This is a genomic window from Corynebacterium sp. KPL2830, from assembly GCF_040225635.1.
In the GTDB taxonomy this organism is placed as follows: domain Bacteria; phylum Actinomycetota; class Actinomycetes; order Mycobacteriales; family Mycobacteriaceae; genus Corynebacterium.
Genome location: NZ_JBEHFR010000003.1, coordinates 35,829 through 61,372, shown reverse-complemented (window position 1 = coordinate 61,372; position 25,544 = coordinate 35,829). Strand labels below are relative to the sequence as shown.

20 protein-coding genes are annotated in these 25,544 nt (G+C 60.9%); 1 reads left to right on the top strand and 19 read right to left on the bottom strand.

Going from position 1 to position 25,544, the window contains the following annotated elements; genetic code table 11:
• Positions 1-11: 11 nt before the first annotated feature.
• The 3 genes from ABRP87_RS01900 to ileS form a co-directional block, all read right to left on the bottom strand.
• Positions 12-725 carry an L-ribulose-5-phosphate 4-epimerase gene (locus tag ABRP87_RS01900; protein WP_349867386.1) on the bottom strand — a complete coding sequence of 238 codons (714 nt, stop codon included), beginning with the start codon at positions 723-725 and terminating at the stop codon, positions 12-14.
• 22 nt (positions 726-747) lie between these two features.
• Positions 748-2,358: a xylulokinase gene (locus tag ABRP87_RS01895; RefSeq protein WP_349867384.1), complete on the bottom strand. Its 1,611-nt coding sequence runs from the start codon at positions 2,356-2,358 to the stop codon at positions 748-750.
• A gap of 168 nt (positions 2,359-2,526) precedes the next feature.
• Complete coding sequence (gene ileS / locus ABRP87_RS01890) at positions 2,527-5,691, bottom strand: isoleucine--tRNA ligase (protein ID WP_349867381.1); 3,165 nt, start codon at positions 5,689-5,691, stop codon at positions 2,527-2,529.
• Positions 5,692-5,976: 285 nt separating this feature from the next.
• On the opposite strand from ileS, the gene ABRP87_RS01885 reads away from it, so the two are divergent.
• Entirely contained in the window at positions 5,977-6,975 is a 999-nt protein-coding gene (locus tag ABRP87_RS01885) for an HNH endonuclease signature motif containing protein (protein ID WP_349867379.1), read from the top strand.
• 320 nt (positions 6,976-7,295) lie between these two features.
• Here ABRP87_RS01885 and ABRP87_RS01880 read toward each other — a convergent pair whose 3' ends face one another.
• From ABRP87_RS01880 to ABRP87_RS01805, 16 genes are all read right to left on the bottom strand, one after another.
• Complete coding sequence (locus ABRP87_RS01880) at positions 7,296-7,502, bottom strand: zinc-binding dehydrogenase (protein WP_284609075.1); 207 nt, start codon at positions 7,500-7,502, stop codon at positions 7,296-7,298.
• A 139-nt stretch (positions 7,503-7,641) separates the two neighbouring features.
• Positions 7,642-8,838 (bottom strand): DivIVA domain-containing protein, encoded by a 1,197-nt coding sequence (locus ABRP87_RS01875; protein WP_349867377.1) that lies wholly within the window; start codon positions 8,836-8,838, stop codon positions 7,642-7,644.
• Positions 8,839-9,046: 208 nt separating this feature from the next.
• A complete protein-coding gene (locus tag ABRP87_RS01870) occupies positions 9,047-9,337 on the bottom strand; it encodes a YggT family protein (RefSeq protein ID WP_349852680.1) in 291 nt (96 codons plus the stop codon).
• A gap of 94 nt (positions 9,338-9,431) precedes the next feature.
• On the bottom strand, positions 9,432-9,905 hold the full coding sequence (locus ABRP87_RS01865; RefSeq protein ID WP_005283848.1) for a cell division protein SepF: 474 nt from the start codon (positions 9,903-9,905) through the stop codon (positions 9,432-9,434).
• A gap of 103 nt (positions 9,906-10,008) precedes the next feature.
• Complete coding sequence (locus tag ABRP87_RS01860; protein WP_349867375.1) at positions 10,009-10,707, bottom strand: YggS family pyridoxal phosphate-dependent enzyme; 699 nt, start codon at positions 10,705-10,707, stop codon at positions 10,009-10,011.
• On the bottom strand, positions 10,700-11,437 hold the full coding sequence (gene pgeF, locus ABRP87_RS01855; RefSeq protein WP_023023065.1) for a peptidoglycan editing factor PgeF: 738 nt from the start codon (positions 11,435-11,437) through the stop codon (positions 10,700-10,702). The genes ABRP87_RS01860 and pgeF overlap by 8 nt, the downstream gene beginning before the upstream one ends.
• Before the next feature lie 24 nt (positions 11,438-11,461).
• The gene (gene ftsZ, locus ABRP87_RS01850; RefSeq protein WP_349863489.1) at positions 11,462-12,811 is read right to left on the bottom strand and encodes a cell division protein FtsZ; all 1,350 of its coding nucleotides are present in this window, start codon (positions 12,809-12,811) and stop codon (positions 11,462-11,464) included.
• A gap of 309 nt (positions 12,812-13,120) precedes the next feature.
• Positions 13,121-13,792, bottom strand: a complete 672-nt coding sequence (locus ABRP87_RS01845; protein WP_349867373.1) for a cell division protein FtsQ/DivIB — start codon at positions 13,790-13,792, stop codon at positions 13,121-13,123.
• Positions 13,792-15,255 carry a UDP-N-acetylmuramate--L-alanine ligase gene (gene murC, locus ABRP87_RS01840; RefSeq protein ID WP_349867371.1) on the bottom strand — a complete coding sequence of 488 codons (1,464 nt, stop codon included), beginning with the start codon at positions 15,253-15,255 and terminating at the stop codon, positions 13,792-13,794. Before murC ends, ABRP87_RS01845 begins: the two co-directional genes overlap by 1 nt.
• Positions 15,256-16,365, bottom strand: a complete 1,110-nt coding sequence (gene murG / locus ABRP87_RS01835; RefSeq protein WP_349867369.1) for an undecaprenyldiphospho-muramoylpentapeptide beta-N-acetylglucosaminyltransferase — start codon at positions 16,363-16,365, stop codon at positions 15,256-15,258.
• Positions 16,366-16,385: 20 nt separating this feature from the next.
• On the bottom strand, positions 16,386-17,789 hold the full coding sequence (locus ABRP87_RS01830; protein ID WP_349867367.1) for an FtsW/RodA/SpoVE family cell cycle protein: 1,404 nt from the start codon (positions 17,787-17,789) through the stop codon (positions 16,386-16,388).
• Between the two features lie 24 nt (positions 17,790-17,813).
• Positions 17,814-19,211 (bottom strand): UDP-N-acetylmuramoyl-L-alanine--D-glutamate ligase, encoded by a 1,398-nt coding sequence (gene murD, locus ABRP87_RS01825; protein WP_349867365.1) that lies wholly within the window; start codon positions 19,209-19,211, stop codon positions 17,814-17,816.
• Between the two features lie 39 nt (positions 19,212-19,250).
• Positions 19,251-20,363, bottom strand: coding sequence for a phospho-N-acetylmuramoyl-pentapeptide-transferase (gene mraY, locus ABRP87_RS01820; RefSeq protein ID WP_349867363.1), 1,113 nt, complete (start codon positions 20,361-20,363; stop codon positions 19,251-19,253).
• Positions 20,364-20,393: 30 nt separating this feature from the next.
• Positions 20,394-21,923 carry a UDP-N-acetylmuramoyl-tripeptide--D-alanyl-D-alanine ligase gene (locus ABRP87_RS01815; RefSeq protein WP_349867361.1) on the bottom strand — a complete coding sequence of 510 codons (1,530 nt, stop codon included), beginning with the start codon at positions 21,921-21,923 and terminating at the stop codon, positions 20,394-20,396.
• A gap of 2 nt (positions 21,924-21,925) precedes the next feature.
• Complete coding sequence (locus ABRP87_RS01810; RefSeq protein WP_349867359.1) at positions 21,926-23,461, bottom strand: UDP-N-acetylmuramoyl-L-alanyl-D-glutamate--2,6-diaminopimelate ligase; 1,536 nt, start codon at positions 23,459-23,461, stop codon at positions 21,926-21,928.
• Between the two features lie 9 nt (positions 23,462-23,470).
• The gene (locus tag ABRP87_RS01805) at positions 23,471-25,339 is read right to left on the bottom strand and encodes a peptidoglycan D,D-transpeptidase FtsI family protein (protein ID WP_349867467.1); all 1,869 of its coding nucleotides are present in this window, start codon (positions 25,337-25,339) and stop codon (positions 23,471-23,473) included.
• Positions 25,340-25,544: the final 205 nt, after the last annotated feature.

The window sequence follows — 25,544 nt, the reverse complement described above, 5'->3', positions numbered from 1 at the left end:
AACCGGAAACCTTATTGCCCGTATTCATTCTGATAGCGGTCATTGAGACTATCGATAATGTCCTGCGGGATGGGCTTAGGGCCGCCGAGGTCCTTGGCTAAGTGGACGGTGCGCGCAACTTCTTCAACCATCACGGCTGCTTTCACGGCATTTTCAGCATCGTCACCGACGGTAAAGGGACCATGATTTTGCATCAACACGGCAGGTGAACGGGACTCCCGCAAGGTCTCCACGATGCCTCGGCCGATGGAGTCATCGCCGATGATCGCAAGGGGTCCAACGGGCACTGGCCCGCCGAATTCATCGGCCATCATCGTAAGTACGCATGGGATCTCTTCCCCGCGGGCGGCCCACGCTGTGGCGTAGCTCGAGTGGGTGTGGACGATTCCGCCGACCTCCGGGATATGTTTATACACATAGGCATGTGCGGCGGTATCCGAGGAGGGAGCATAGGTGCCATCGACAAGCACACCTTCTAAGTCGCAGAGCACCATCGATTCTGGGCTTAGCTCCTCGTAGCGCACGCCAGAGGGCTTGATGACGAAAAGATCCTGTGTGCTCGGCGTACCGGAGGCATCGACGACAATGCGTTCAGAGACATTGCCCGCAGTCCACGACACAAGGTCCCACCGCGGCAGTTCAGCGTGAAGGTCGCTGACGCGCTGGCGGGTCTTAGCCACCGCTTGTTGGATTTCTGAGCGATACTCAGATAAATGCTGAACCATTTTTGGGCCTTTCCCTGGTGACTTAGCCTTTTTCTTGAGATATGGAGGTGGGCAACGCTGAAACTGCACTTTCTTGCATAGGCAGTCCCTCTATGAAGCGCTCGAGGTAGGCAGCAAAGCCTGTCACATCGCGCGGATCGGGCTGACGGACGCGCCCAGTATTATCGCTGCTGGTGATCTCATCGTTGAGGTAATCCACAAAGTCTTTATCCGAGCCCATGTAGTTCGCCAACAACGCGATTCCCCAGGCACCACCTTCGCTAGCGGACTGCGCCACGGCCACTGGTGTTTTCAACGCGGCCGCCAAGAAGCGCTGCGCTACGCCGACCGTGCGGAAAATCCCACCATGAGCCTGGACGACATCCACGGAAATACCTTCCTGCTCCAGCAAGCGCATACCCAGCGCCAGCGATGCAAAGACGCTATACAGGTTGGCGCGCATCAGGTTAGCAAGGGAGAAATTCGCATCGGGTGTCCGCGCCACCATGGGGCGCCCTTCAATCAAACCCGCAATCGGTTCACCGGCCCGGTAGGGATAGACCACTACCCCGCCGGCATCCGGTTCACCGCGTAATGCCTCGGTCAAAATGGCCGTATATACATCGTCGATGTGGTCAATGTTCTTGGTGCCGAACGCCACTGCTACATCGCTAAACAGCGAGATCCAATCCGAAATTTCCTGCGCGCCGTTATTACAGTGCACCATCGACACTGGCAGACCCGTCGGCGTGGTCACCGGGTCAATTTCGGGATAGGACTTACTCAAGGGCTTTTGGTGAACAAGCATTGCAAAAATCGAGGTACCCACGCTCACGTTGCCCGTATTGATGCTGACGGTATTCGTGGCCACCATGCCCGTTCCAGCATCGCCTTCAGGCGGGCATGCCACCGCGCCGACCTGCAGCGCTCCGCTGGGATCCAGAAGTTCTGGGTGCTCAAGGGCACCCGCGTCCGCGCCCGCAGACAAGGACTCGGGCAATAGCTCTGCGAAGTCTCGCCCAATTTCTCCGCGGAATTTCGCGAGCGCCGCCTCATCGTAGGACGTCGTTTGAGGGTCAATAGGAAACATACCAGAGGCATCCCCCACGCCGAGAACTTTCTTACCCGTTAACTGCCAATGGATATAGCCGGACAAGGTTGTCAGAAAATCAACGTCGCCAACGTGTGGCTCGCCGTCCAGCAATGCCTGATAGAAATGGGCGACGGACCAGCGCATTGGGATATTAACGGCGAAGAGTTCCGATAGTTTCTTCGCGGCTTCGCCCGTATAGGTATCGCGCCAAGTACGGAAGGGCACGAGCTGTTCATTGGACTTATTGAAAGCCAAATAGCCATGCATCATCCCAGATATGCCGATAGCTGCTAGCCGAGTGAGCCTTTCCCCAGTGAGCTCAAGTACCTCTGCGTTCAGATCAGCGTAGGCGGCACGCAGACCATCCCATACCTCATCTAGTGCGTAGCTCCAGTGGTCATCTACATAGTCGCTTTCCCAGCGATGAGAACCGGTTGCGATGACCCGTCCGGAACTGTCGATGAGGCACGCTTTAATACGCGTCGAGCCGACTTCAATGCCGAGTACTCCTCGGCCGCTGCGGACAATTTCTGTGGGCGTTAAAGAATCGCTCTCTGTCACGGCTACCTTCCTCCCGTCGGGGAATTCGGCCGCCAGTCTACTCGCTTATTCCTTCTATCCTTCCGGAGCTTAGAGGAAAATGCAGCGTAGCCCTGATAAAAGCAGCGGCCCAGTCGAACGCTGTAGATAGCATCCGGCCGGGCCGCTTAACGTTTAGCCTGTGTGCTCTTAGTTCTTGGCTACGGTGGCGGTGACTCCGGTGAGGATATCGTGGGCATCGGCAAGCTGCTCGGTGACCACGGAGAACTCCGTAGCCAGCACCTCGCCAGCGATGGTGTCAGCGTGACGCTGCGCCCACTCCTTCTTTTCTTCGGACACGGCAAGAACCACGGAGATACGGTCAGATACGTCGAAACCGGAGTTCTTGCGGGCATCCTGCAGGCCGCGGATAACATCGGCGGCCCAGCCTTCGGCCTCGAGCTCTTCGGTGACCTCGGTATCCAGGACGACGAGGCCATCCAGGCCCTCGATGCGGGCCGTGGAGTCCGGGTTCGCCGCCTGCAAGCGCTCGGTGTATTCCTCAGGGCTCAAGACGATGTCCCAGTCAACCACGACCTCATCGCCGCGGCGCTCGTAGTTGCCCGCCTTGAGGTTCTTGATGGCGCGCTGGACATCCTTACCCAAGCGCGGGCCGGCAACCTTGGCGTTGCAAACCACCTGGAAGGTGCCGACGGAATCGACATCGTCAGTAAGCTCAACCTCTTTGACGTTGACCTCGTCGCGGATGATGTCCGCGAAGTCCGCCAGGCTCTGCGAGCCCGCGAAGGCAACGGTGAGCTTTGGCAGCGGCAGGCGGTTGCGTAGCTTATTGGCCTTGCGCACCGAGGACGCAGCCGATGCCACCGCGCGAGTGGCGTCCATGGCAGACACCAGGTCCGCATCCGCGGGGTAGTCCTCGGCCTTCGGGAAGTCCGCCAGGTGGACGGAGCGCTCACCGGTCAGGCCGCGGTAGATGACCTCGGCGACGTGCGGAAGCAGCGAGGCAACCACGCGCGTGGTGGTCTCCAACACGGTGTAGAGGGTATTGAAGGCCTCCGGGTTGGCATCCTCGCCGCCCCAGAAGCGATCGCGGGAGCGGCGGACGTACCAGTTGGTCAGCACGTCGGCGAAAAGGCGGACCTCTTCGGTGGCGGTAGCAATATCGGTCCCCGCCAGCGCGGCATCGACGTTGGCCACAAGATCGTGGGTCTTGGCCAGGATGTAGCGGTCGAGCACGTGCGTGGAGCTCGTATCGAACTTAGCTTCCTGCTCGGCGTAGAGCTGCAGGAAGGTATACGCATTCCAGATGGGAAGCAGCGCCTGGCGCACGCCCTCGCGGATACCCTGCTCAGTGACGATAAGGTTGCCGCCGCGCAGGATGGGCGAGGACATCAGGAACCAACGCATGGCATCGGAACCATCGCGGTCAAAGACCTCGTTGACGTCCGGGTAGTTGCCCTTGGACTTGGACATCTTGAGCCCGTCATTGCCCAAGACGATGCCGTGGGCCACGACCTTCTTGAACGCCGGGCGGTCAAAGAGCGCGGTAGACAGCACGTGCAGCAGGTAGAACCAGCCGCGGGTTTGCCCGGAGTACTCCACGATGAAGTCCGCCGGCGAGTGGGTTTCAAACCACTCCTTGTTTTCAAACGGGTAGTGCTTTTGCGCAAACGGCATGGAGCCGGACTCGAACCAGCAGTCCAGCACGTCCGGCACGCGGCGCATCGTGGACTTGCCGGTTGGATCATCCGGATTGGGGCGGGTCAGCTCATCGATGTGCGGGCGGTGCAGCGACTCCGGGCGCTTGCCGAAGTCCCTCTCCAGCTCATCCAAAGAACCGTAGACGTCCATGCGCGGGTACTCGTCATTATCGGACATCCACACCGGGATGGGCGCGCCCCAGTAGCGGGTGCGGGAGATATTCCAGTCGCGGGCGCCTTCCAGCCACTTGCCAAATTGGCCATCGCGGATGTGCTCCGGCAGCCACTCGATCTCGTTGTGGTTAAGCTCCACCATGCGATCGCGGAATTCGGTGACCTTCACAAACCATGCGGGCAGCGCCATGTAGATAAGCGGCTCGCCCGAGCGCCAAGAGTGCGGGTAGGAGTGCTCGATGGTGACGTGGCGCACCACTCGCCCAGCGGCCTTGAGGTCCTTGATGATGGACTTATTCGCATCGAAGACCAGCTGACCCTCGTACGGCGGCACCTGGGAGGTGAACTTACCGTCCTCATCCACTGGGACCATCAACTCGATGTCGTACTCGTTGGTGGTATTCATATCGTCTTCACCAAAGGCGGGCGACTGGTGGACAACACCCGTACCGTCTTCGGTGGTGACGTAGTCCGCCAACAGTACCTGGTAGGCATTGCGCAGGTCTGGGAAAAATCCGAAGATCGGCTCGTACTTAAAGCCCTCAAGCTGCGCGCCGGTGAAGGTGCCCAGCACCTCCGCCTCACCCAGCTCCTTTTCCAGGGTACCCAGCAGGTTTTCAGCCATGATGAACGTGCGGCCGGCGAATTCGCCGTCGGTGGCCTTAAACAGTGCATAGGAGACCTCCGGGTGAACCGCCAGCGCCTCGTTGGACGGCAGGGTCCAGGGGGTGGTGGTCCAGGCGAGGAAGGAGGCATCGGCAAGCGCGGGGTAATCCGCCAGCATCTTCTCCGCCGCGGTACCCTCGCGAGCGCCCGCGACTGGGAAGGTCACCGTCAATGTAGGGTCCTGGCGCATCTTATAGGAATCATCCAAGCGCGTTTCCTGGTTGGACAAGGAGGTGTGCTCCGCCCAGGAATACGGCAAAACGCGGAAACCCTTGTAGATCAGGCCCTTGTCATACAGCTCCTTGAAGGCCCACATGACCGATTCCATGAAGTTGATATCCATGGTCTTGTAGCCATTATCAAAGTCCACCCAGCGCGCCTGGCGGTTGACGTAATCTTCCCACTCATCGGTGTATTCCAGCACCGACTTAGCGCAGTACTCGTTGAACTTGTCCAGGCCCATGTCCTCGATCTGGGCTTTATCGGTGATCCCGAGCTGCTTTTCCGCTTCCAGCTCCGCGGGCAAGCCGTGGGTATCCCAGCCAAAGACGCGGGGGACGTAATTTCCGGCCATCGTGCGGTAACGCGGCACGATGTCCTTAACGTAACCGGTCAGCAGGTGGCCGTAGTGCGGCAGGCCATTGGCAAAGGGAGGGCCGTCATAAAAGATGTATTCGGGGCAGTCCTTGGTCTTTTCCAAAGAAGCCTGGAACGTATCGTCCTGCTTCCAGTACTTCTGGACTTCTTCTTCCATATCCGGGAAACGGCTCGAGCCGCCGGTCATATCGACCTTGGGGTAAATCTTTTTCACCATTATCTTCCTTCACGCTATAACTTGATGCAGGGACGGGCCAATGGCTCGCGGTACCACCCTGCTTGAGCTAAAAGCTCCGCTTCGTTTCGGTGAAGGAGATAACGGTCCCACCCGTTCAGTTCTACTGAGCCTTATGGCCGTTCTTCTGAATTGCTCCCCCGGTGATGGCCGGATCATCGCTTGTGCCCGCCAGTATAGCGCCACACGAACGCTGTGCACAAAAGTTATCCACAGGTAGAAATTTTCCTGTTGTACGCGGTTGCGCGCGGCCATAGATTATGAAGCATGACCGCGCTCGAGAATTACTTAGCAGCTATGACCCCGGGGATGGATATCGTCGCCGGGTGCGCTGGCCTGTCTGAGGACGATCTGCGGGCGCATGGTGCGCCGGAGCACACGGCACGGGAGCTTATCCTGCTCAAAGAGGCTTATTGCGGAAACACCAAATTCACCGGCCGGCGCCGGCGCGCCATGGACGGTGCCCGGCGCAATGGCCATTCCATTGTGGCGTTGTCCATCATCGAAAAGTATGCCCGCAAGATGCCCACGCTTTTCGATGCCTGGCTTCTCCGCGAGCAGCTCTGCACCACCAACGCAAGCACCGGGGACCTAGAAAAACTGGCAAAATCTAAGCTACCTGCGAAAAAGAAGAAGGTTAAGCCTGGGGTGCGCATCATTCGCCGCAAGAACGCGCCGTGGACCCTGGCCATCGATGCGCGTTCCTCGCTTATTGCGGATCTTCATGCCGCGCTAAAAGAGAGCGACAAGAAACCGCTAGAGGCGGTGGAACAGACCTTTTTCGGCGGCGGCTCCGCCGTAAAGACCACGGTGATGACCAACGTCCTGGTCAACCTGGATGACTACGTGCGCATCATCAACGGCGATGGCGAGGAAATCCAGCTCCAAATGACCAATGGCGCTACTCTTACCGGCGCCGAGTACCTCGAGCGCGCGCTGAAGGAACGCGGGCTGATTACCCTCATTAGTCCCTATGAGGGAGCGGTGAACCTGTACCGCACGGAGCGCTTCGCCAATGCGAAACAACGCCTGATGGCCGCGGCAGAAAACCCAATCTGCCCGTGGCCGCGGTGCAATAAGCCCGCTGACGAATGTCAGATTCATCATATGGAGCCGTGGTTGCACGGTGGATTGACCAACATAGGTAACTTATCCACAGCCTGCGCCTACCACAACGGGGTCAACGACGATGACCCCAATGCCCCACCACTGCGCGGACACCTCGTCCGCAGGAATGGGACCATCCGGTGGGAACCCCCGGATTAGACAGAAGTTATCCGGGACCTCGTGACGGCTTCCCGCCTGGAATTCCGGCTGGGACCCGCCAGGGAAACCAAAGGGGAGTCCGAGGCCGGATCCGAGGAAACCGCGATCCTTTAATCCTCAGATGTTGCGAATGATCACGGGTGGTGCGTTTAGGGCGCCTGGAAACGGCGCTTGGCCCCCAGCCAGTTAAGGCGCAGGCGTGCGCCTACTTTGGCATGCCGTAAATGCATGGAGATTCTTTCTGGCCGCTCACTTCGACCGAATCAACCAAACCACACCGAAACTAAGCGGCCCTAGACAGATTTGAGCAATGAGGAGCCCTAGTTCTGCTTCCAGCCTTGGGACAAGTCTTCTTCAAGGGCATTATTATCCGCACGGTACTTGCGCGCCCAATCGATAATAAACAACACGATGCCGGAGCCCGCTGCGATAAAGACGAGGTACAACGCCCAATCGGCGGTATTTAAGACATACGTCACCAAAGCCACGAAGGCCACAAGGGCAAGGACAAGGGCAGCGACGAGCATGTCAGTTCCTCTCAGAGGGGTTAAAAGTAGCTATGGGAACAATCATAGCGAGGTGGATAAAACCACAATAGCGCCCACTCCCCTAGAGGCGTGGGCGCTACGGGTAACTATTTTGGCTTAGTTACTGCCAACCGGCTACTTAGTTCTTGCCGGCATCGCCGTTTGGTGCGGCGGTTCCGCGGGTCTCGAGCTCTTCCAGCTGGGACTCGAGGAGGGTCTTCAAGCGGGTGCGGTACTCGCGCTCGAAGGTGCGCAGCTCGGAGATGCGTGCCTCCAAAGCGGTCTGCTGCTGCTTGACCGTGTTCATCACTTCGGTGTGCTTCTTCTCGGCATCGGCCTGCAGCGATGCGGCCTTCTCCTCTGCCTGGCGAATCTGTGCCTCGGCGCGGGAGGAAGCATCGGACTCGGTCTGCTGAGCCTTGGACTCTGCCTCAGAAACCAGCTTCTTGGAGCGGGTTTCTGCATCCTGCACCTGAGCGTCGTACTTCTTCTGCGCCTCGGCAAGCTGTGCCTTAGAACGAGAGTCGGCATCAGAAAGCTGCTTTTCTGCGGCCGTGCGGGCCTCGGACAGCATGGACTCAGACTCGGCGCGAGCCTCAGAGGTCAGGCGATCCGCCATCTCCTGGGCCAAGCCCAACACACGCGCTGCCTGCATGTGGGTATCAGGGGTAGCCAGGCCGTCTGCGCCCTGTGCTGTACCAGCACCTGCGGCGGCCGCTGCGGCGGTGGAGGCGGTCGAGTTCGAGGAGCCAGCGGCAGAAGCGGACTTCTTCAGGCTCTCATTCTCGCGCTGGGAAGACTCCAGCTTCTCCTTGGCCTGCTTAGCCTCTGCGCGAGCCTCTTCAGCTTCCTTCTTAGCCTTCGCGGCCTCGTCGCGAGCTGCCTTAAGCTCGGCGGTATTAGCGGCGGCGGTGGCGCCGGCCGCGGGGGCATCGGCACCGCTTTCCTTGGCCTTTGCAGCCTCGGCCTGAGCGGCCTTGACCTGCTCCTGGGCCTTCTTGGTTTCTTCCTTGGCGCGAGAAACCTCGGACTTGGAATCTGCCAACTTGGTTTCATACTCAGCACGCAGCTTAGCCTCAATCTCCTTGCGCAGAGCTTGTTCATCTGCGCCAGAGGTTGCGGCAGCTGCGGCACCAACCCCTGCTCCGCTGGCCTTGGCCCCAGAGCTAAGATCGCTCACCTGCGCCTGCAGGTCTTCATTTTCATCCTGCAATTGGGCAAGGGCATCCTCAACGAGGTCGAGGAACTGATCTACCTCATCCTCGTTGTAGCCACGCTTGCCAATCGGCGGCTTGCTGAACGCGACGTTGTGTACATCAGCTGGTGACAGTGGCATGACTTGTCTTCCCCTTCGAGTTGATACAACCCCGGAGGTTCCAGGGCCTTAGGAGCTGCGGTTCCAGTTTATCTAAACCTTCCCCACAAAGTTATATGTGGTTCATGATACGGGTTATCGCATTTTATTGTAACCGAAAGTCCACAATAATGGACGTAACGCTGACTCTCAATGTCTACCACAGGTTACGGGGTGATGCGGGGTTGTCCTACAAGAAAATAGCTTGCAGGAAAATCGTCAGGAACGACAGGATGAAAAATAGCACCAGGACGGAAACATCCAGGGCGATTCCACCCATCTGCAGCGGCGGAATAACCCGGCGCAGCGCTTTGACCGGTGGGTCCGTGATGGCGAAAAGGGGTTCAGCGATGATCATGAACCAGCGCGGGGGATTGAATTGCCGCGAGAAGGATTGGATCATCTCGATAATAATCCGGGCGATCAGTACCCATGTATAAACCCTCACCAGAAAGATGAGGATAATTCCAATGTCAGTCACGATTACTCAGCCTATCGAATAGTCCCCCGCACATGCGCATTGCGCGCCGTACGGGGGTTAATGGGATGTGCGTCGTCGTGCCTAGCCCGCGCTCCTAGCGCAGACCGGCGGCGCGCTCCAGTTCAGGTTTAGCGATATCAGCGGACTTCGGCACGACGGCGAATACCTTGCGCTGGGTGTCCATGCCCTTCGACAGGTTGAGCATGCGGCCTTCCAAGCCGAAGCAGAGGCCTGCGGCGAAGTCGATGAAGCGCTTGGCGGTGCCGCGCTCGGCATCGGTAAGCTCAAAGACCACTGCATCGCCATCGCGGAAGGGCTCGCCCACCTTGGCGGCATCGTTGAACGAGGTCAGGGAGATTGCCACGATAGTCGGAACGAACTTTTCCTCGACGGGCGCTGGCGCTGGGGCCGGCTCATAGGCCTGCGGGGCGCGGCGCGGGGCGTAGGCCGCAGAAGTGGCAGCTCCGTTGCCCGCGTAGCGCGGCTCGTCGTTGTAGTAGGCGTCGTCTTCTTCGAAATCCATCGGACCAAGCCCGAAGAAATTCTTCGTCCTATCAATGAATGACATTTTTGGGTCTCCCTCTGACCTAAATTTGTTCAAGTTCAAGCGCGCAAATGTGAATGATGTGACTCATGTGATTTACGCTGTGAAATGCGCTTTTGCGATATTTTTAACCTACTGGGCGCTTTCCCATGATGCTGGTTCCGACACGCACAATATCGGTGCCCGCAGCAATCGCCGCATCCATATCTGCACTCATCCCGGCCGATAGTTTGAGCTGCCGGCCAAGGCGTTCGGACAGGCGATCCACGTCTGCGCGCACCGTGGAAAATACTTCCCGCGCATCGGCATCGAGAGGAGGAACCACCATGAGCCCGGCGAATTCTAGGTGCTCCGCCGCCTCGACGGACTCGATCACCTCATCCAATTCCTCGCGGATTACTCCCCCGCGGGAGGTATCGCCATCGGCAGAAACCTGGATAAAGACCGGAAGGTTAGTGTCTCGCTCGCCGCGCTCGTGTGCGAGGCTCACGCCGCGGTCCAGCGCATTGGCCAGCTTCACCGAATCCACCGAATGCACGCTGGCGGCCCACCGCGCGACGTGGTTGGCCTTCTTGGTTTGAATCTGGCCAATCATGTGGAAGCGCAGCTGGTCTAGCTCCTGCGCCTTTGCCCGGGCTTCTTGCTCGCGGTTTTCCGCCACATCCTCTACCCCGAGCTCCGCTAGAAGGGCAATATCCTCTGCGGGATGGAATTTGGTCACGACCAATAGCTGCGGTGCCGGTCGGTCATGCTCAGCTGCAATGGCGCTGATGTGTTCCCTCGTTGCGGCGAGATTATCTGCCAGTTCTTGTTTCCGGTTACTCATGATTAGCCTCCAACCAAATCACACCGGCCTGGCGGCCCGTGGTTCCTTCGCGGCGATAAGAAAAGAAATCCGTGTCCTCAATGGTGCAGCGCGGATCCGAATCGATATTAGTAATACCCAGGCCCATCAATTGGCGGATAAGCCCCGCGCGCACGTCGATGCCCCACGTCCCCTTTTCGGTCCTACATTTCGAACCGGGAAGGCGCCGTTCGACATCGTTGGCCATGTCTTCCGGCACCTCGTAGTTTTTCCCGGATGCGGCAGGCCCCATGACCGCCTGGATTCTCTCCGGTTGGGCGCCAAGTTTCTGCATCTCGCGCACGGTATTGACCACGATGCCGTTGCGGGCACCGAGCCGGCCGGCGTGGATGGCGGCGATGACGCCGGCGGGGACATCGACAAGCAGCACGGGCGTGCAATCCGCGACGAGAACACCAAGGCCAAGCCGGCGCTGCGTGGTCACAATCGCATCTGTTGCTGGCACCGGGGACTCTTGCGGGCCATCGATGACGGTGACCGTATTGGTGTGCAGCTGTTCCATCCACACGATGTTCTCGAGCCCGGTAACGCGCAAGAGGCGCTCGCGGTTAGCCGCCACGTTGGCGGGATCGTCGCCGACGTGGCCGCCAAGATTAAAAGACTCATAGGGATATGCAGACGCCCCGCCTGCACGGCTGGTAAAAACCATGCGGACGGGGCGGCTGGTGCGATGTTCCTCGTTTACTGGCATGCACACCAGCGTAGCGGTTTGCGCTTAGCGCATGAAGGACGGCACATCGAGATCGTCGTCGCCATCATCATCGCGGCGCTGGCTTGGCCGGGACAGGCGGTAGTCTTCGCGACGCTCCTCGCGGAAGCGATCGGAGTTGGTGAACAGGCCGCCAGACTCACTGCGGCGCTCCTCGGGGCGGCGTTCTTCCACGCGACGGTCATCGTAACGACGATCGTCTACGCGGCGCTCATCAGCGCGGCGATCCTCCACGCCACCCTGGCCGGCGCGCGGCTCATAGGAGTGGCGCGGTGCGTAGTCATCGGCGGCGGGCTGCGCGGGCGCCGGGGTGGCGGAGTTTCCGGACTCGCGGTCGCGGTTATCAAAGAGCGAGCCGGGCTTGCGCTGCTCGGAGGCGCGCTTACCCGATGCTGCCTGGGCGGCATTGGCCTCGGCGTCGAAACCGGTGGCGATGATGGTGATGCGGATTTCATCGCCCAAGGTGTCATCAATGATGGTGCCGAAGATGAGGTTGACGTCTTCATCGGCGCGTTCTTCGACCATGGAGGCCGCGGAATTGACCTCGTGCAGGCCCAGGTCGGAGCCGCCGGCGATGGAAAGCAGCACGCCCTTGGCGCCTTCCATCGTGGATTCCAATAGCGGCGAGTTGATGGCCTGCTCGGCGGCGGTCATGGCGCGGTTATCGCCCCGTGCGGAGCCGATGCCCATCAGCGCGGAACCGGCGTCAGACATGACGGAGCGAACGTCAGCAAAGTCGACGTTGATCATGCCCGGGATGGTGATCAGGTTGGTAATACCCTGGACACCATTGTGCAGAACCTCATCGGCCGCGCGGAAGGCTTCCACGATGGAAAGCTCTTCCCCACCGAGCTGCATCAGGCGGTCATTTGGAATAACGATGAGGGTATCGCAAACCTCGCGCAGCTCCTCGATGCCGGCCATGGCCTGGCGGGTACGGCGCGCGCCCTCGAACTTGAAGGGGCGGGTGACAACGCCCACTGTCAGCGCGCCCATCTTCTTCGCGATGGAAGCGACTACGGGTGCGGCACCTGTACCGGTGCCGCCGCCCTCGCCGGCGGTAACGAAGACCATATCGGAGCCCTGGAGGGCGTCCTCGATTTCGGACTTGTGGTCTTCCGCGGAGGTCTTGCCCACCTCAGGGTTAGCACCTGCGCCCAATCCGCGGGTGGCCTCGCGGCCGATGTCGAGCTTGGTATCGGCATCGGAGAAAATCAGCGCCTGGGAGTCGGTGTTTATGGCGACGAATTGGACGCCCTTCAGGCCTTCTTCGATCATGCGGTTCACGGCGTTGACGCCGCCACCGCCGACGCCGACGACCTTGATATCCGCGAGATTGTTGTTGGAAGAGATCATGTGAGCAGGTCTCACCTTTCGCTACTTTAAGTCTGCACGTGCATTAAACGAGGATTGTATGCGCTTCACGAGCGTGAATCGCGTTCCCCTCCATCTTTAACGACACACCTGTAATTTTCATGCTCATTTTACGCGTGTCGGGACTCTCAAGTACCACTTTAGGGTTGCTGGCCTGCGGTTTTGTCCGCCACTTCCGCACCATTGACACCACCTAAAAGAGAAAATAAACGACCCTGCAGCGCATACGCTTGGGGCGCGGCGCGCAGGGAATTTTTCGGGTCTATCGAGGCCTCCACCGAGGTATCTACCCTATCCGCGGGTAGTGACCAGTTCGGGGTTAGAAATATTCCATTCTTGCCCCTCCATCTTCAGCACGGTGGCGAAGGCGCGGGCCTTATCATCGTTATTTTTATCGCTGGCTCCCCAGAAGATGCGGCGATCATCCTTGGTGGTGAACTGCAAGGAATAAGAATCGGTGACTTCGAGGGTGGCAACTTGGTGGCGCACGTCATCGGAAAGCGCGGCAATGGCAGATACCGCGTCTTGGGCCTCGGTAGAGCCACTGTCGATGTCCCCGGTAAGCTCCACCGCGCCTTCGGGCGGCTCGGCGGAGGTAAATTCCTCGCCCTTGTCATCGATGAGGTAGGTGGTGTCATCTCGCTTCACGAAGGCGACGGGCTTGTGCTCCGTGACGGAAATGGTCAAGGTCGATGGCAGGTCGCGCGAAACCGTCACCGAATCCGCCCAGTCCAGGCTCGCAACGCCGCTAGCGGCCTCGTGCGCGTCCACCTGCAAGAGGTTTTCGCCCTCGGGCACGCCTGCGGCCTCCTGTACCTGGGCGGCATCAAGCTGGTGCACGCCTTCCACCTCAAAGTTTTTTACCTTAAAAATGGGCACCGCCCACACAACAATGCCCACCAGCAGCACGAGGGCGAGCAGGCCGCCAATGATGCTGAAAATGAGCTTCTTCGACACCCGCACTAGTGGGCCCGCAATTCATCGAGGATTTCCGCGGCCACTAGGGTGATGGAACCGGCGCCAATGGTCAAGATGATATCGCCCGGCTGTGCGATGGAGACCACGTCCTTGGCCGCTGCGGAAAAGTCTGGCTCAAAGATAACCTCCATCTCTTCCGGCATCTTATTGGTGATGATGCGGGAGGTAATACCTTCCACGGGTTGCTCGCGGGCGCCGTAGATGTCGAGTACAACGGCGGCATCGGCAAGCGCAAGCGCCCGCGCGAACTCGGCGTCGAATTCCATGGTGCGCGAGTACAGGTGCGGCTGGAAGCAGGCGATGACGCGCCCGCCATTGCCTTCGGCAGCGACCTTGGCGCGCGCGGCCCGCAGCACCGCGGCGACCTCGGTGGGATGGTGGGCATAATCGTCGAAGACACGGACGCTGCCGCCCTGCCAGTCCACGCTGTCCCGGTACTCAAAGCGGCGGCGCACGCCGCTGAAATCCGCAAGGCCCTCCGCGATGGTGCTGGGATCGCCGCCCGATAGCACGCCGGCGATTAGCGCCGCCATGGAGTTGAGCACCATGTGGTGGCCGGGAATCTGCAGCTGGTAGCTCACGGATTCCTCCACGCCGGGCAGGGACAGCTGCACGGTACACGCCATACCAGCGGCGGTGGTCTCCTCCGCGGTCAGCGTCGCGGCGAGCGGAACGGAGGTGGTGCGGGCCTTCTCTGCGCCGCCATAGCCGATGACGTTGATGCCGCGGCTGAGCGCCTGCTCACCGATCTCAGCCGCGTGCTCGTCCTCCGCGCACACAACGAGGTAGCCGGTATCCGGGGTGACCAGGTCCGCGAAGTCCGCAAAGACCTTGAAGTAGGCGTCCGCGGAGTGGAAATAGTCAAGGTGGTCCGGCTCCGCGTTGGTGATGACGGCGATATCGGGGCTATAGCGCAAGAGCGAGGCATCGGACTCATCGGCCTCGGCAACGAAGGCCTCGCCGGTGCCGCCATGCGCGTTGGTGCCGGCGCGGTTGAGCTGGCCGCCGATGGCAAAGGAGGGATCCAGGCCCGCGTGCTGCATGGCGCTCACGGCCATCGAGGTCGTCGAGGTCTTGCCGTGCGTGCCCGCCAGCAGCACCTGGGTGTGGCCCTCCATCAGCGCGGCGAGCAGATCCGAGCGGCGAATGAGCGGAATATTATTCTCCCGCGCGGCGACGAGCTCCGGGTTATCTTGCGGAATCGCCGCGAAGGAGGTGACGACGGTGGTGGGCAGCTCGCCGGAAAGCTTGAGGTTGTCCGCAGCGTGGCCGATGGCTACCTTGGCGCCCATGGAACGCAATACCTCCACCGGGGTGGAGTCCTTCACATCGGAGCCGGTAACGACGGCGCCGCGTGCGGCGAGGATGCGGGCAAGACCCGACATCCCGGAACCACCGATGCCAATGAGGTGGACGCGGCTGAGATCGTACTGTGCGGGATCGGTCATTTACTTATCCTTCTTTCCGGCCTGCAATTCTGCGTCCTGCAAGCGGGTGGCGATGCGGTCAGCGATGATATTCGCCGCATCCCCCGCCGTGGATTGGGCGGCAGCCTGCGTCATGGATTTCAGGCGCTCTGGATCATCAAGAATGGCGCGGACCTCTTCGATGAGGCGATCGGCGCCCAATTCGGCATCGGGAATCTGCACCGCAGCGCCGGCCTCTACCATTTCGCGCGAATTCAAAGCCTGTTCGCCGTTGCCGTGCGGCAGCGGGACGTAGATGGCGGGAAGGCCCGCGGCAGAGACCTCAGCCACCGTCATCGCGCCCGAGCGGCACACCACCAGGTCCGCTGCGGCCAGCGCGCCGGCCATGTCGTCGATATACGGCAGAGCGGCGTAGTTGGGGTACGGCTTGGGCGGATCGTTTTTCTTGCCATAGGCGTGCAGGAGCTGGAAGTCCTTAGTGAGGTCCTCCGCTGCGCCCGCTACGGCGCCGTTGATGCTGGCCGCTCCTTGGGAGCCGCCGGTAATGAGGATGGTGGGCAGCTGCGCTAAATCCCACTTCGTGCGGGCATCCGCAGCGGTATTCCCGTCCTTATCCCCGGCAGCCGCGGCCAGGCTGGGGCGCACTGGGATGCCGATGACTTCGCCCTCCATGCCGGAATTGGCGTGGGCATTAAGGCCGATGCCGCCGAGCTTCACGCCCAGCTTATTGGCCATGCCTGCCAAGGCATTGGTCTCGAGGACGTAAAACGGAATACCTAAGGTCTTCGCCGCTATATAGGCGGGCCCAGAGACGTATCCGCCGGTGCCGAAGACGACATCGGCCTCCACATCCTTTAAGACCTTCCGCGCCTGGCGGACAGAGCGTGCGAGCTTGACGGGCAGCTTGGCCAGGTTGGTGCTCACTTTGCGGGGAATCGGCACGGGGGTAATCAGGCGCAGGTCCACGCCGCGGGCGGGAATAATATCGCTTTCCAGCCCCTTTTCGGTCCCTAATGCGGTAATCCGAGCGCCGTAGCGCTCGCGTAAAGCTTCACCGACGGCAAGGGCGGGCTCAATATGTCCTGCAGTGCCGCCACCTGCAAGGACGACGGAAAATGGCGTGGAATTCATAGCCTAAAGGCTACCAGCGCCTACCGCCTCGGGCGGTGCTCGGCGCGCGGATACCTCCGCCCACTTCCGGTCACCGGCCGGCCGTAGCGCTCGTCGCGCACCCGCGGACGGGTCTCCTGCGGCTGGGCGTGCCGGCCCCGCTTTTTCTGCTTCCTCGCCGTCGGCGGCTGCGGCTCACCGATGAAAAAGAGGCGATCAAATAGCGGGCGCCCAAAGTTCTGCATGGCAGAAATCTGCATCGGCTCGTGGCGCGCGACGTTGCACAAAATGCCCATCGAGCCAATCGTGATAATCGCAGCCGTACCACCCGCAGAAATCATCGGCAGCTGAATACCGGTCACCGGCAGCAAGCCGACGACGTAGGCGATATTGATAAACGCCTGGGTCACCACGCCGATGGTTAACGTGGCGGCCAGCAGGGATTGGTACTGGTTCTGCGCGCGGGTGGCGGTGCGCAGCCCCACGTAGCCCAAAGCGGCGAAGAGGAGGATCACCAGCGCGCCGCCCCACAGGCCGAGCTCCTCGCCCACGATGGCGAAGATGAAGTCATTCTTGGCTTCTGGCAGGTAGAACCACTTGGCGCGGGATTGGCCGAGGCCAACGCCCCAGAAGCCGCCATCGGCAAGCGAGAGAAAGCCCTGGTAAGACTGGAAACCCGTGCCCTGGGTATCGGAGATATTGCCAAAGAGGGCATCGAAATAGGTGTGGAAACGGTGGGAACGGAAGCCACCGATGAGGAAGACGGCGACCAGGCCCAGCGCACACAGGATGCCGATGATGATGGGCACGCGCCTGTTGACGCCAGCGAAAAAGAGGGTGAAGACCACGACGAGGGCAAAGGACAAGGCCATGCCCAGGTCTCCCTGCCCCACGATGAGCAGGAACATGAGGCCCGCGATGAGCGAGTACATCATGAACGGGTCAGAAAGCTTGAGGGAATGGTGTTCCTTATCCGCGAGCACCGAGGCACCGAACATGCCCACCGTGATGCGCGCCAGCTCGGAGGGCTGCAGGGAAATCGGGCCAATGTAGATCCACGACTGGGAGCCCACCTCCTCGCGGCCGGTACCGATGCCGGGGATGAGCACCGCGATGAGCAGCAAAATGGAAAGGGCCAATAGCCACGGGATAAATTTGCGCAGCGTGTGCGGGGAAACTTTGAGGCCGAGCCAGAATGCACCCAAGCCGATAATAACCATCGCGGTTTGCCGCAGCGCCTGATTCCACACGCCACCATCTTCTGTCAGCGACGTAGCCATGGACGAGGAAAAGACCATGACCACGCCAATACCAATGAGCGAGAAGATAATCAGGCGCAGCAGCTGATAATCTAGCCCGGCTTGCTGGCGGGCTTGTTCGCGCACATCACGAATGCGCTCGCGCATGCTCTTTGCGCGGGGGCGCTGCGGGGAGGTGGCCGTCATGAAGTCTCCTAGATTGAAAAAGGTCTAATGCGCGCGGGCGATATCCCGCGCCGCCGCGGCAAAAAGGTCGCCGCGTTGGGCCATTCCGGTGTACATATCCAACGATGCCGCAGCCGGTGCCAAGAGGACGGTATCGCCCGCTTCGGCGTGTTGCACGGCGGTGCGCACTGCAGCGTTCATCGCTACCTGTGGGTCTGTGGCCTCGATGAGCTCAACCGGGGTTTGCGGGGCGCGGCGGGCCAGCGCCTCGGCGATGATGCTCTTGTCGATGCCCACCAGCACCGCCGCCTTCAACCGCGCGGCGTGGGTGGCGATGAGCTCATCCACGTCCGCTCCCTTGAGCTGGCCGCCGGCGACCCAGACCACCGAATCAAAGCCTTCTAAGGCGGCATCGGCGGCATGCGGGTTGGTGGCCTTGGAATTATCGATATAGGAAATCCCGCCGTGCTCGTGCACCACTGCGCCGCGGTGACCAGCCACCGCGTAGGCGGCCAGGCCTTCCTGTATGGCGTCGGGGCTGGCGCCTGCCAAATGGGCCACGCTCGCGGCCGCCGCCGCGTCGAGGACTCCCGCAAGGCCTGCCGGCTCGATGCCCTCGGCGGAGGCGAGATCTATGGCGTCCTCGCCGTCCAGCCTGGATATCAAGCGCCCGGCGCTCACGCCGACCTCACCGGCTGCTGGCTCGCCGGCGGTAAAGCCATACACGCCGTCGATCCCCTCGGCGTAGCGGCCCGCCGCGGCATCGTCCTTGCCCACCACGGCGCGCGTGCCGTGCAATGCCTTGGCCTTGGCGCGGGCATAAGCGTCAAAGGAACCGTGCCAATCCAAGTGGTCTTCGGCCACGTTGAGCAGCACGCCGACATCTGGGCGAAGCTCGCTGGACCAGTGCAATTGGAAGGACGAAAGCTCGGCGCACAGGATGTCGACCCGCGGGGTGGCGCTCAAGGCATCAAAAAGCGAGACGCCTATATTGCCCACGGCTTGGGCGCGCAGCCCGCTGCGGGCGGTATCGGCCTGCATGATTTTGGTCAGCATTCCCGTGGTGGTGGTCTTGCCGTTCGTGCCGGTAACAACGAGCCAGGTGCGCTGTGGACCGAAGACCTCGGTGCGGTCGAGTCGGTAGGCCAGCTCGACATCGCCGATGACCTCCACGCCGGCGGCCTGGAAGGAATCTAAGAGGGCGGAATCGGGCCGCCATCCCGGCGAGGTCACCACTAGGTCATACTCACCCGGTGCTGGGGCGTCGGTTGATACCGTCGCTACGCCGAAATCTTCCGCCAGGCTCGCTAGGGCCGCGGCGTTGGAATCGGCGACGGTGGTATCCACGCCGAGGCGCGCGAGCATCGCCACGCACCCGCGGCCAGAGACGCCGGCTCCTGCGACGAGGACGCGCCCGCGCAGAAAAGGTGGTAGCTCAGCCATGATGAGTGCCTCAATCCTTAAATATCTAGTGCCAAAGATTTATTGCAGGTTTCCAAAGCTGACTGCAGAGAGCCAATCGCCGTAGAAGATGCAGATGCCCGCCATCGCGGCCATCGCGCTTAATAGCCAGAAACGCGTGACAACCGCGGTTTCGGCCCAGCCGCCGTTTTCGAAGTGGTGGTGGATGGGCGCCATGCGGAAAAAGCGCTTGCCCGTCGTGCGGAAGACGACGATCTGGATGACCACGGAGACCGTTTCAATGACGAAGATGGCGCCGATGACGATCATCAGCAGCTCGGTGCGGGTGGTCACAGAAAGGCCGGCGACGAGGCCGCCGAGCGCGAGCGAGCCGGTATCGCCCATGAAGATCTTCGCCGGTGCGGCATTCCACCACAGGAAGCCGAGGCAGCCGCCCAGGCCCGCGGCTGCGAGCACTGCGAGATCCAAGGGATCGCGGACCTCGTAGCAGCCGGCGGCCGGGGAAATCGAGCACGAGTTGCGGAACTGCCAGAAGCTAATGAGCGTATAGGCCCCCATCACCATGGCGGTGGTACCGGCGGCGAGGCCGTCCAGCCCATCGGTCAGGTTGACCGCATTCGACCACGCAGCGATGAGCAGGTACAAAAAGACCAAGAAGATGATCGTGCCAATAACGGCGCCGCCGACGGCGATATCGAAGGTGTCGAAATCGCGGACGAAGGACAGCTTAGTCGAGGCGGGGGTCAGCCCATTGGCATCCGGGAATTGTAGGGCGAGGATGCCGAAGATGAGCGCGATGGCCAGTTGGCCTACCAGCTTGGCTGTTTTATTAAGACCGAGGTTGCGCTTTTTAAACAGCTTGATGAAGTCATCGGCAAAACCTAGTCCGCCGAGTCCCATGGTCAAGAAGTAGACCAATAGCCCAGAGGGGCTAAATCCACCGTTGCCTGTCGCGCGGGCATAGATTCCCACGATGAGGTAGGCCACGGTGATAGCCAGCAGGATCGCCAGTCCGCCCATCGTCGGGGTGCCCCGCTTGCGCAGGTGGAGCTGCGGGCCGTCTTCGCGGATTTCTTGGCCTTTTCCGACGCCAGAAAAATACCGAACCAAAACTGGGGTGGTAAAAATCGCGACGAGGAAACTAACGACGCCCGCGATAATGATCTGAGTCATTGCTAGAGATCTTTCTCCTTGAGATAGGGACTAACGGCGATTGAGCTGTTCTGCCACGCGCCACAGGCGCTGGGCATTCGAGGATTTCACGAGGACGACGTCCTTGGCCGCGCGCGCGGACCAGTCCTCCACCCCAGCAGGGGCTACCCGCAAGATATTTTCCACGGCCGCGGTCGCGGCCTCGATATCGGGGCAAAGTTCAGTCTGGATGCCGTGCGCGTGCGCGGCATCCACCATGGCGACGGTATGGGCACCTTCTCCTACCGCGACGAGATGATCCACGTGGTACTTCGAGAGCACTGATCCTAGGATGCGGTGGGCTTCGACGGCCTCGCCGCCAAGCTCGCCCATCTCACCGAGCACCGCGATGGAGCGGGCATCCGGTCGGGCCGCGGAGGTATAGGCCAAGGCGGCGATCGCCGCGTGCATCGAATCTGGGTTGGCATTATAGGAGTCATCGATGACGGTGACGCCATCGCGGCGGGTGCGCACGTCCATGCGGTGCGCCGAGCTCGTCTGGTGCCCGCTGAGCGCCCGCGCGACAACCGTGGGTTCCACGCCCGATTCGATGGCCGCTGCGGCCGCGGCCAGGGCGTTGGAGACCTGGTGCTTGCCAAAGACCTGCAGCTTAATGTCCATTGGCGCGACGCCGGGGGCGTGGAAGGTAAAGGACGGGCGGGCGACATCATCAAGCTCGATGTCTGTTGCGTAGTACTGCGCATCCGCGGCTTGTGGGCGATTGGCGGAATAAAATACCACCTTGGCCTGCGTGCGCGGTGCCATAGAAGCCACGAAGGGATCGTCCGCATTCAGCACCGCTACCCCGCCGTCTGCTGCGGAGGGCAGGGCTTCAATGAGCTCGCCCTTTGCTTGAGCGATATTTTCGCGCGAGCCAAACTCACCCAGGTGGGCGGTGCCTACGTTGAGCACCACGCCTACCGTAGGGGCCGTAATTTCGGTCAAGTGGCGAATATGGCCAATCCCGCGTGCGGACATCTCCGCCACGAGGAAGCGCGTATGCTCATCGCAGCGCAGGGCGGTATAGGGAAGGCCCACCTCGTTATTGAAGGAGCCGGGCGGGGCGACGGTTTCGCCCTCGGCGCGGAAGATGGTGGCCAGCAAATCCTTGGTAGAGGTCTTGCCCGCGGAGCCGGTAACGCCGACGATATCCAAGCCCTGCTCCGCGGCGAGGCGGGAGGTCACCTCGCGCGCGAGATCGGATAATGCGCCAATCACGGCGGCGGCGGAACCATCCTCGTCGTTGGCATAAATATCCGCATTCGCGGAATCACCGGTCACGCGGCCCTGCGGCTTGACGATGATCGCCGGTACCCCCACCGGCCGAGCGGCCAGCACGGCCACGGCGCCTTGCTTTATGGCTTTTTCTGCGAAATCATGGCCATCGACGCGGGCACCGGGCAGGGCTACGAACAAGCTGCCGGTGGTGACCTTGCGCGAATCAAACTCCACGAAGCCGGTCACGCGTTCATCGGGATCATCAACGCCATCCAGGCTACCGCCGGTTATCGCGGCGATATCTCCAATAGAAAGTGGAATCATTACTACTCCTTCGTATCCCTAAGAGTATCGCGATGCGCCGTTCCTGCCAGCTTTTCCTCAATGGCGCGCGCCATTTCCTCTCGGTCATCAAAGTGCAGGGTTCGCTCGCCCACGAGCTGGCCTACCTCGTGGCCCTTGCCGACGACGATGATGGCATCGCCCGGCTGCGCCCAATTCACCACTTCATCGATGGCGCGTGCCCGCGAGCCCTGCTCCCGAATATCGGCATCCGGCGCGGCCTGGCGAGCGCCTTCAATGACCGCCGCGCGGATAGCGGCTGGGTCCTCGGTGCGCGGGTTATCATCGGTCACCACCGTAAGATCCGCCCGGGTGGCCGCAGCCTCTCCCATAATCGGCCGCTTGGTGCTATCGCGATCACCGCCGGCGCCCACGACGACGCCCACGCGCCCGGAGGTGCCCTCCAATTGCAGGCGCAGGGTATCGAGCACCGCGGCAATGGCCGCGGGCTTGTGGGCATAATCCACCACGGCCACAAAGTCCTGCCCGCGGTCGATCCTTTCCATACGCCCCGGAACGGCGACGTTTTCCACGCCGGTCAAAAAGACCTGCGGGTCTTCGCCCACCGCAGTAGCCATCCCTAGGGCGAGCGCGGCATTGGCGATATTGAATTCGCCGGGCAGCGGTAGCCGGAAGGAATAGTCGGTGCCGTCTAGGTTGAGGTCAACCTCCTGTGCACCAGTCGCCTCGGTAGCCGTCTGCCGGGCGGAGATCGTGGCATCGCCTGTACGCGTTGCCACCGTCGTAACCGGAGAACCGGCGTCTTCTATCTTTCCGCGGAGGCGCTCGCCCCACTCATCATCAACACAGATGACCGCGCGCTGGGCGGCCTGCTCCCCTAGGAATAGCCGGGACTTGGCCGAAAAGTACTCCTCCATCGTGGGATGGAAATCCAAGTGGTCTTGGCTGAGGTTGCTGAACCCAGCCACAGCAAAGTTGGTTCCACGCACGCGGCCGAGCTCCAAAGCATGGGAGGAGACCTCCATGACCACGTGGGTCACGCCCTCGTCCTTCATGCGGGCGAAAAGCTCTTGCAGCCGTGGGGCTTCCGGCGTGGTCAAAGAGGTGGGCACCGGCGTGCGATTGATGCGGGTGCCGGTGGTGCCGATAAGGCCGACGGAGTGCCCGGCCTGCAAGAGGCCAGCCTCCAGCAAGTAACTAGTCGTGGTCTTGCCGGAGGTGCCGGTAATACCCAAGACCGTGAGATCGCGGGTGGGGTGTCCGTAGATTTCTGCTGCAATCGGACCTAAGACTGCGCGGTTATCGTCTACCACGATGATCGGCCGGGTTTCGTTAGCCTGGCGAAGGTGATCGAGCCCGGGGGCATCGGTAAGCACCGCGCCCGCCTTGGTATCGCCGACGAACTGGGCGCCGTGCACGCGCGTGCCCGGAAGGGCGGCAAATAATGCGCCTTCGGGAAGGCTCGCGGAATCCAAGCCGCACGCGCTGACCTCAACAGTGCCATCACCGATGACGCGTCCGTGCGAAAGCTGCGCAAGTTTTTCTAAGGAAACAGACATTTCAAGCTCCTATTGTTCCCGCAGGGTCATCCGCGGCGCTGGTGTCGAGGTAGGAATATTATCGCGGTTAAGCAGCCAGGAAGAGATATCCCGGAAGATTGGGGCCGCAGACTGGCCGCCGCCGCCATTGTCTTCCACGCCGGACTTGGGCTCATCGAGCATGACCGCGACGACGAATCGTGGGTCATCGGCAGGCGCAATGCCCGCAAACGTGATCCAGTAGGCAGAATTAGAATACGCCCCGGAATTCGGGTCCACCTTCTGCGCAGTACCGGTCTTACCGGAGAGCTGGTAGCCATCCAATTGGGCGTTGGCGGCCGTACCGTTTTGCACCCCGGCATCGTCATCTTGGAAGACGGCGCGGAACATATCCACCGCAGTCTTGGCGGTTTCCTTGTCCACTACCTGGGTCTTCTTAGGCTCGAGCAGCTTTTCCGTCTCGCTATCGGGGTCTTTGATCTTGTCGATGATGCGCGGTTCGATACGCTCGCCGCCGTTGGCTAATGCTTGATACACGCTAGCCATCTGCAGCGTCGTCCACGCCTGGCCCTGGCCGATGGGCAAGTTGGCAAAGGTGCCGCCGGACCATTGCTCTTGGTCTGGCACCGTGCCGGCGGATTCATTCGGAAGCTCAACGCCCGTGTTAGCGCCCAAGCCAAACTTCTTCAGGTACTCGGCATATTTCTCGGGGCCAAGCTTATCCGCGATCATCAAGGTGCCCACGTTGGAGGACTTACCAAAGATGCCGGTGGTGGTATACGGCTCGGTGCCGTGAGTCCAAGCATCGTTGACGGTCACGCCAGCCATATCGATGGAGCCCGGAACCTGGTGCACCTCATCCGGAGTGGTAATACCCTCCTGCAATGCGGCTGCCGCCGTCACTATCTTGGCAACGGAACCCGGCTCATAGGGATGGGAGATGCTGCGGTTCTCGAAATCCTTGCCCTCTTTAAGCTGGTCTTCGATATTCTTATTCGGATCCACCGTATCGGTATTAGCCATGGCGAGCACCTGGCCCGTCGCGGCATCAAGCACAACGGCCTCGGCACCCTCCGCCTGGGAATTGGCCTTGGCCTTTTCCAGCTTTTGCTGGACGTAAGTCTGCAGGTCCAAATCCAGGGTGAGGGTGACATCGCGACCATCGACGGCATCCACAACATCGCGCAGCGTGCCGGGGATGACCTGCCCATCGGCGGAGACATCCTCCGTTGACTGCCCATCAATGCCGGTCAGCTCGGTATCGCGGGCGGCCTCAAAGCCAAATTGTCCGTGGCCGTCCATCGAGACCTTGCCCACGACGTTTTCTGCAATCGCCCCATTCGGGTACTGGCGGATGTCCTGCCGGTCAGCCGCCACGCCGTGGTACTTATTGGAAATCTCTACGGCAACATCCGGGTCCACATTGCGGACCAAGACCTCGTACTGCGTATCGGCCTTGAGCTTGTTTTTAATATCGCTCGCATCGACCTTGGAGGCAGAGGCACCCGAATCCTCAATCATCTTCGGGATGCCCTCAGCCATCTCCTTGAGTTTGTCCTCCATTTGTTTGGTGAGGTACTCATCTTTTTTGCTGTCATCCATGCCCTCGAGTTTCCCCTCGGACGTGGCTTCCATTTCCGCCTGCTCTTTCAGCTCATCGCGCAGGCGCGTGGGAGAGACAGTCAAGGAACGAGACTTCATCGTATAGGCCAAACGCTGGCCATCCCGGTCCAGGATCTCTCCCCGGCGGGCCGGGTCGATATAGACGCGTTCGCGCTGGGTAACGGCCTTTGCCGCAAGATCTGGGCCCCAGACCAATTGCACCCAAGCAAGGCGGCCGGCCAAAGCGACGGTGGCGACGACAACACAGGTCAAAATAATGCGCAGGCGCTGGCGCATGATCGCTTTTTGGGGCACAACAGAGCTAGCTGCGCGGCGCGGCCGCGGACGGTATCCACGGTTGCCACCATTATTCGGTGCAGTCACGGTGCTCAGTCACCTTCCCTTCGCCGCCACAGGTTCTTGCGTGTATCGATTGTGCCCTACAAGATGGGCAGTGCCCGCGCTACCACGCGCGAGCACAGAGAATTTCACCACTTATTCT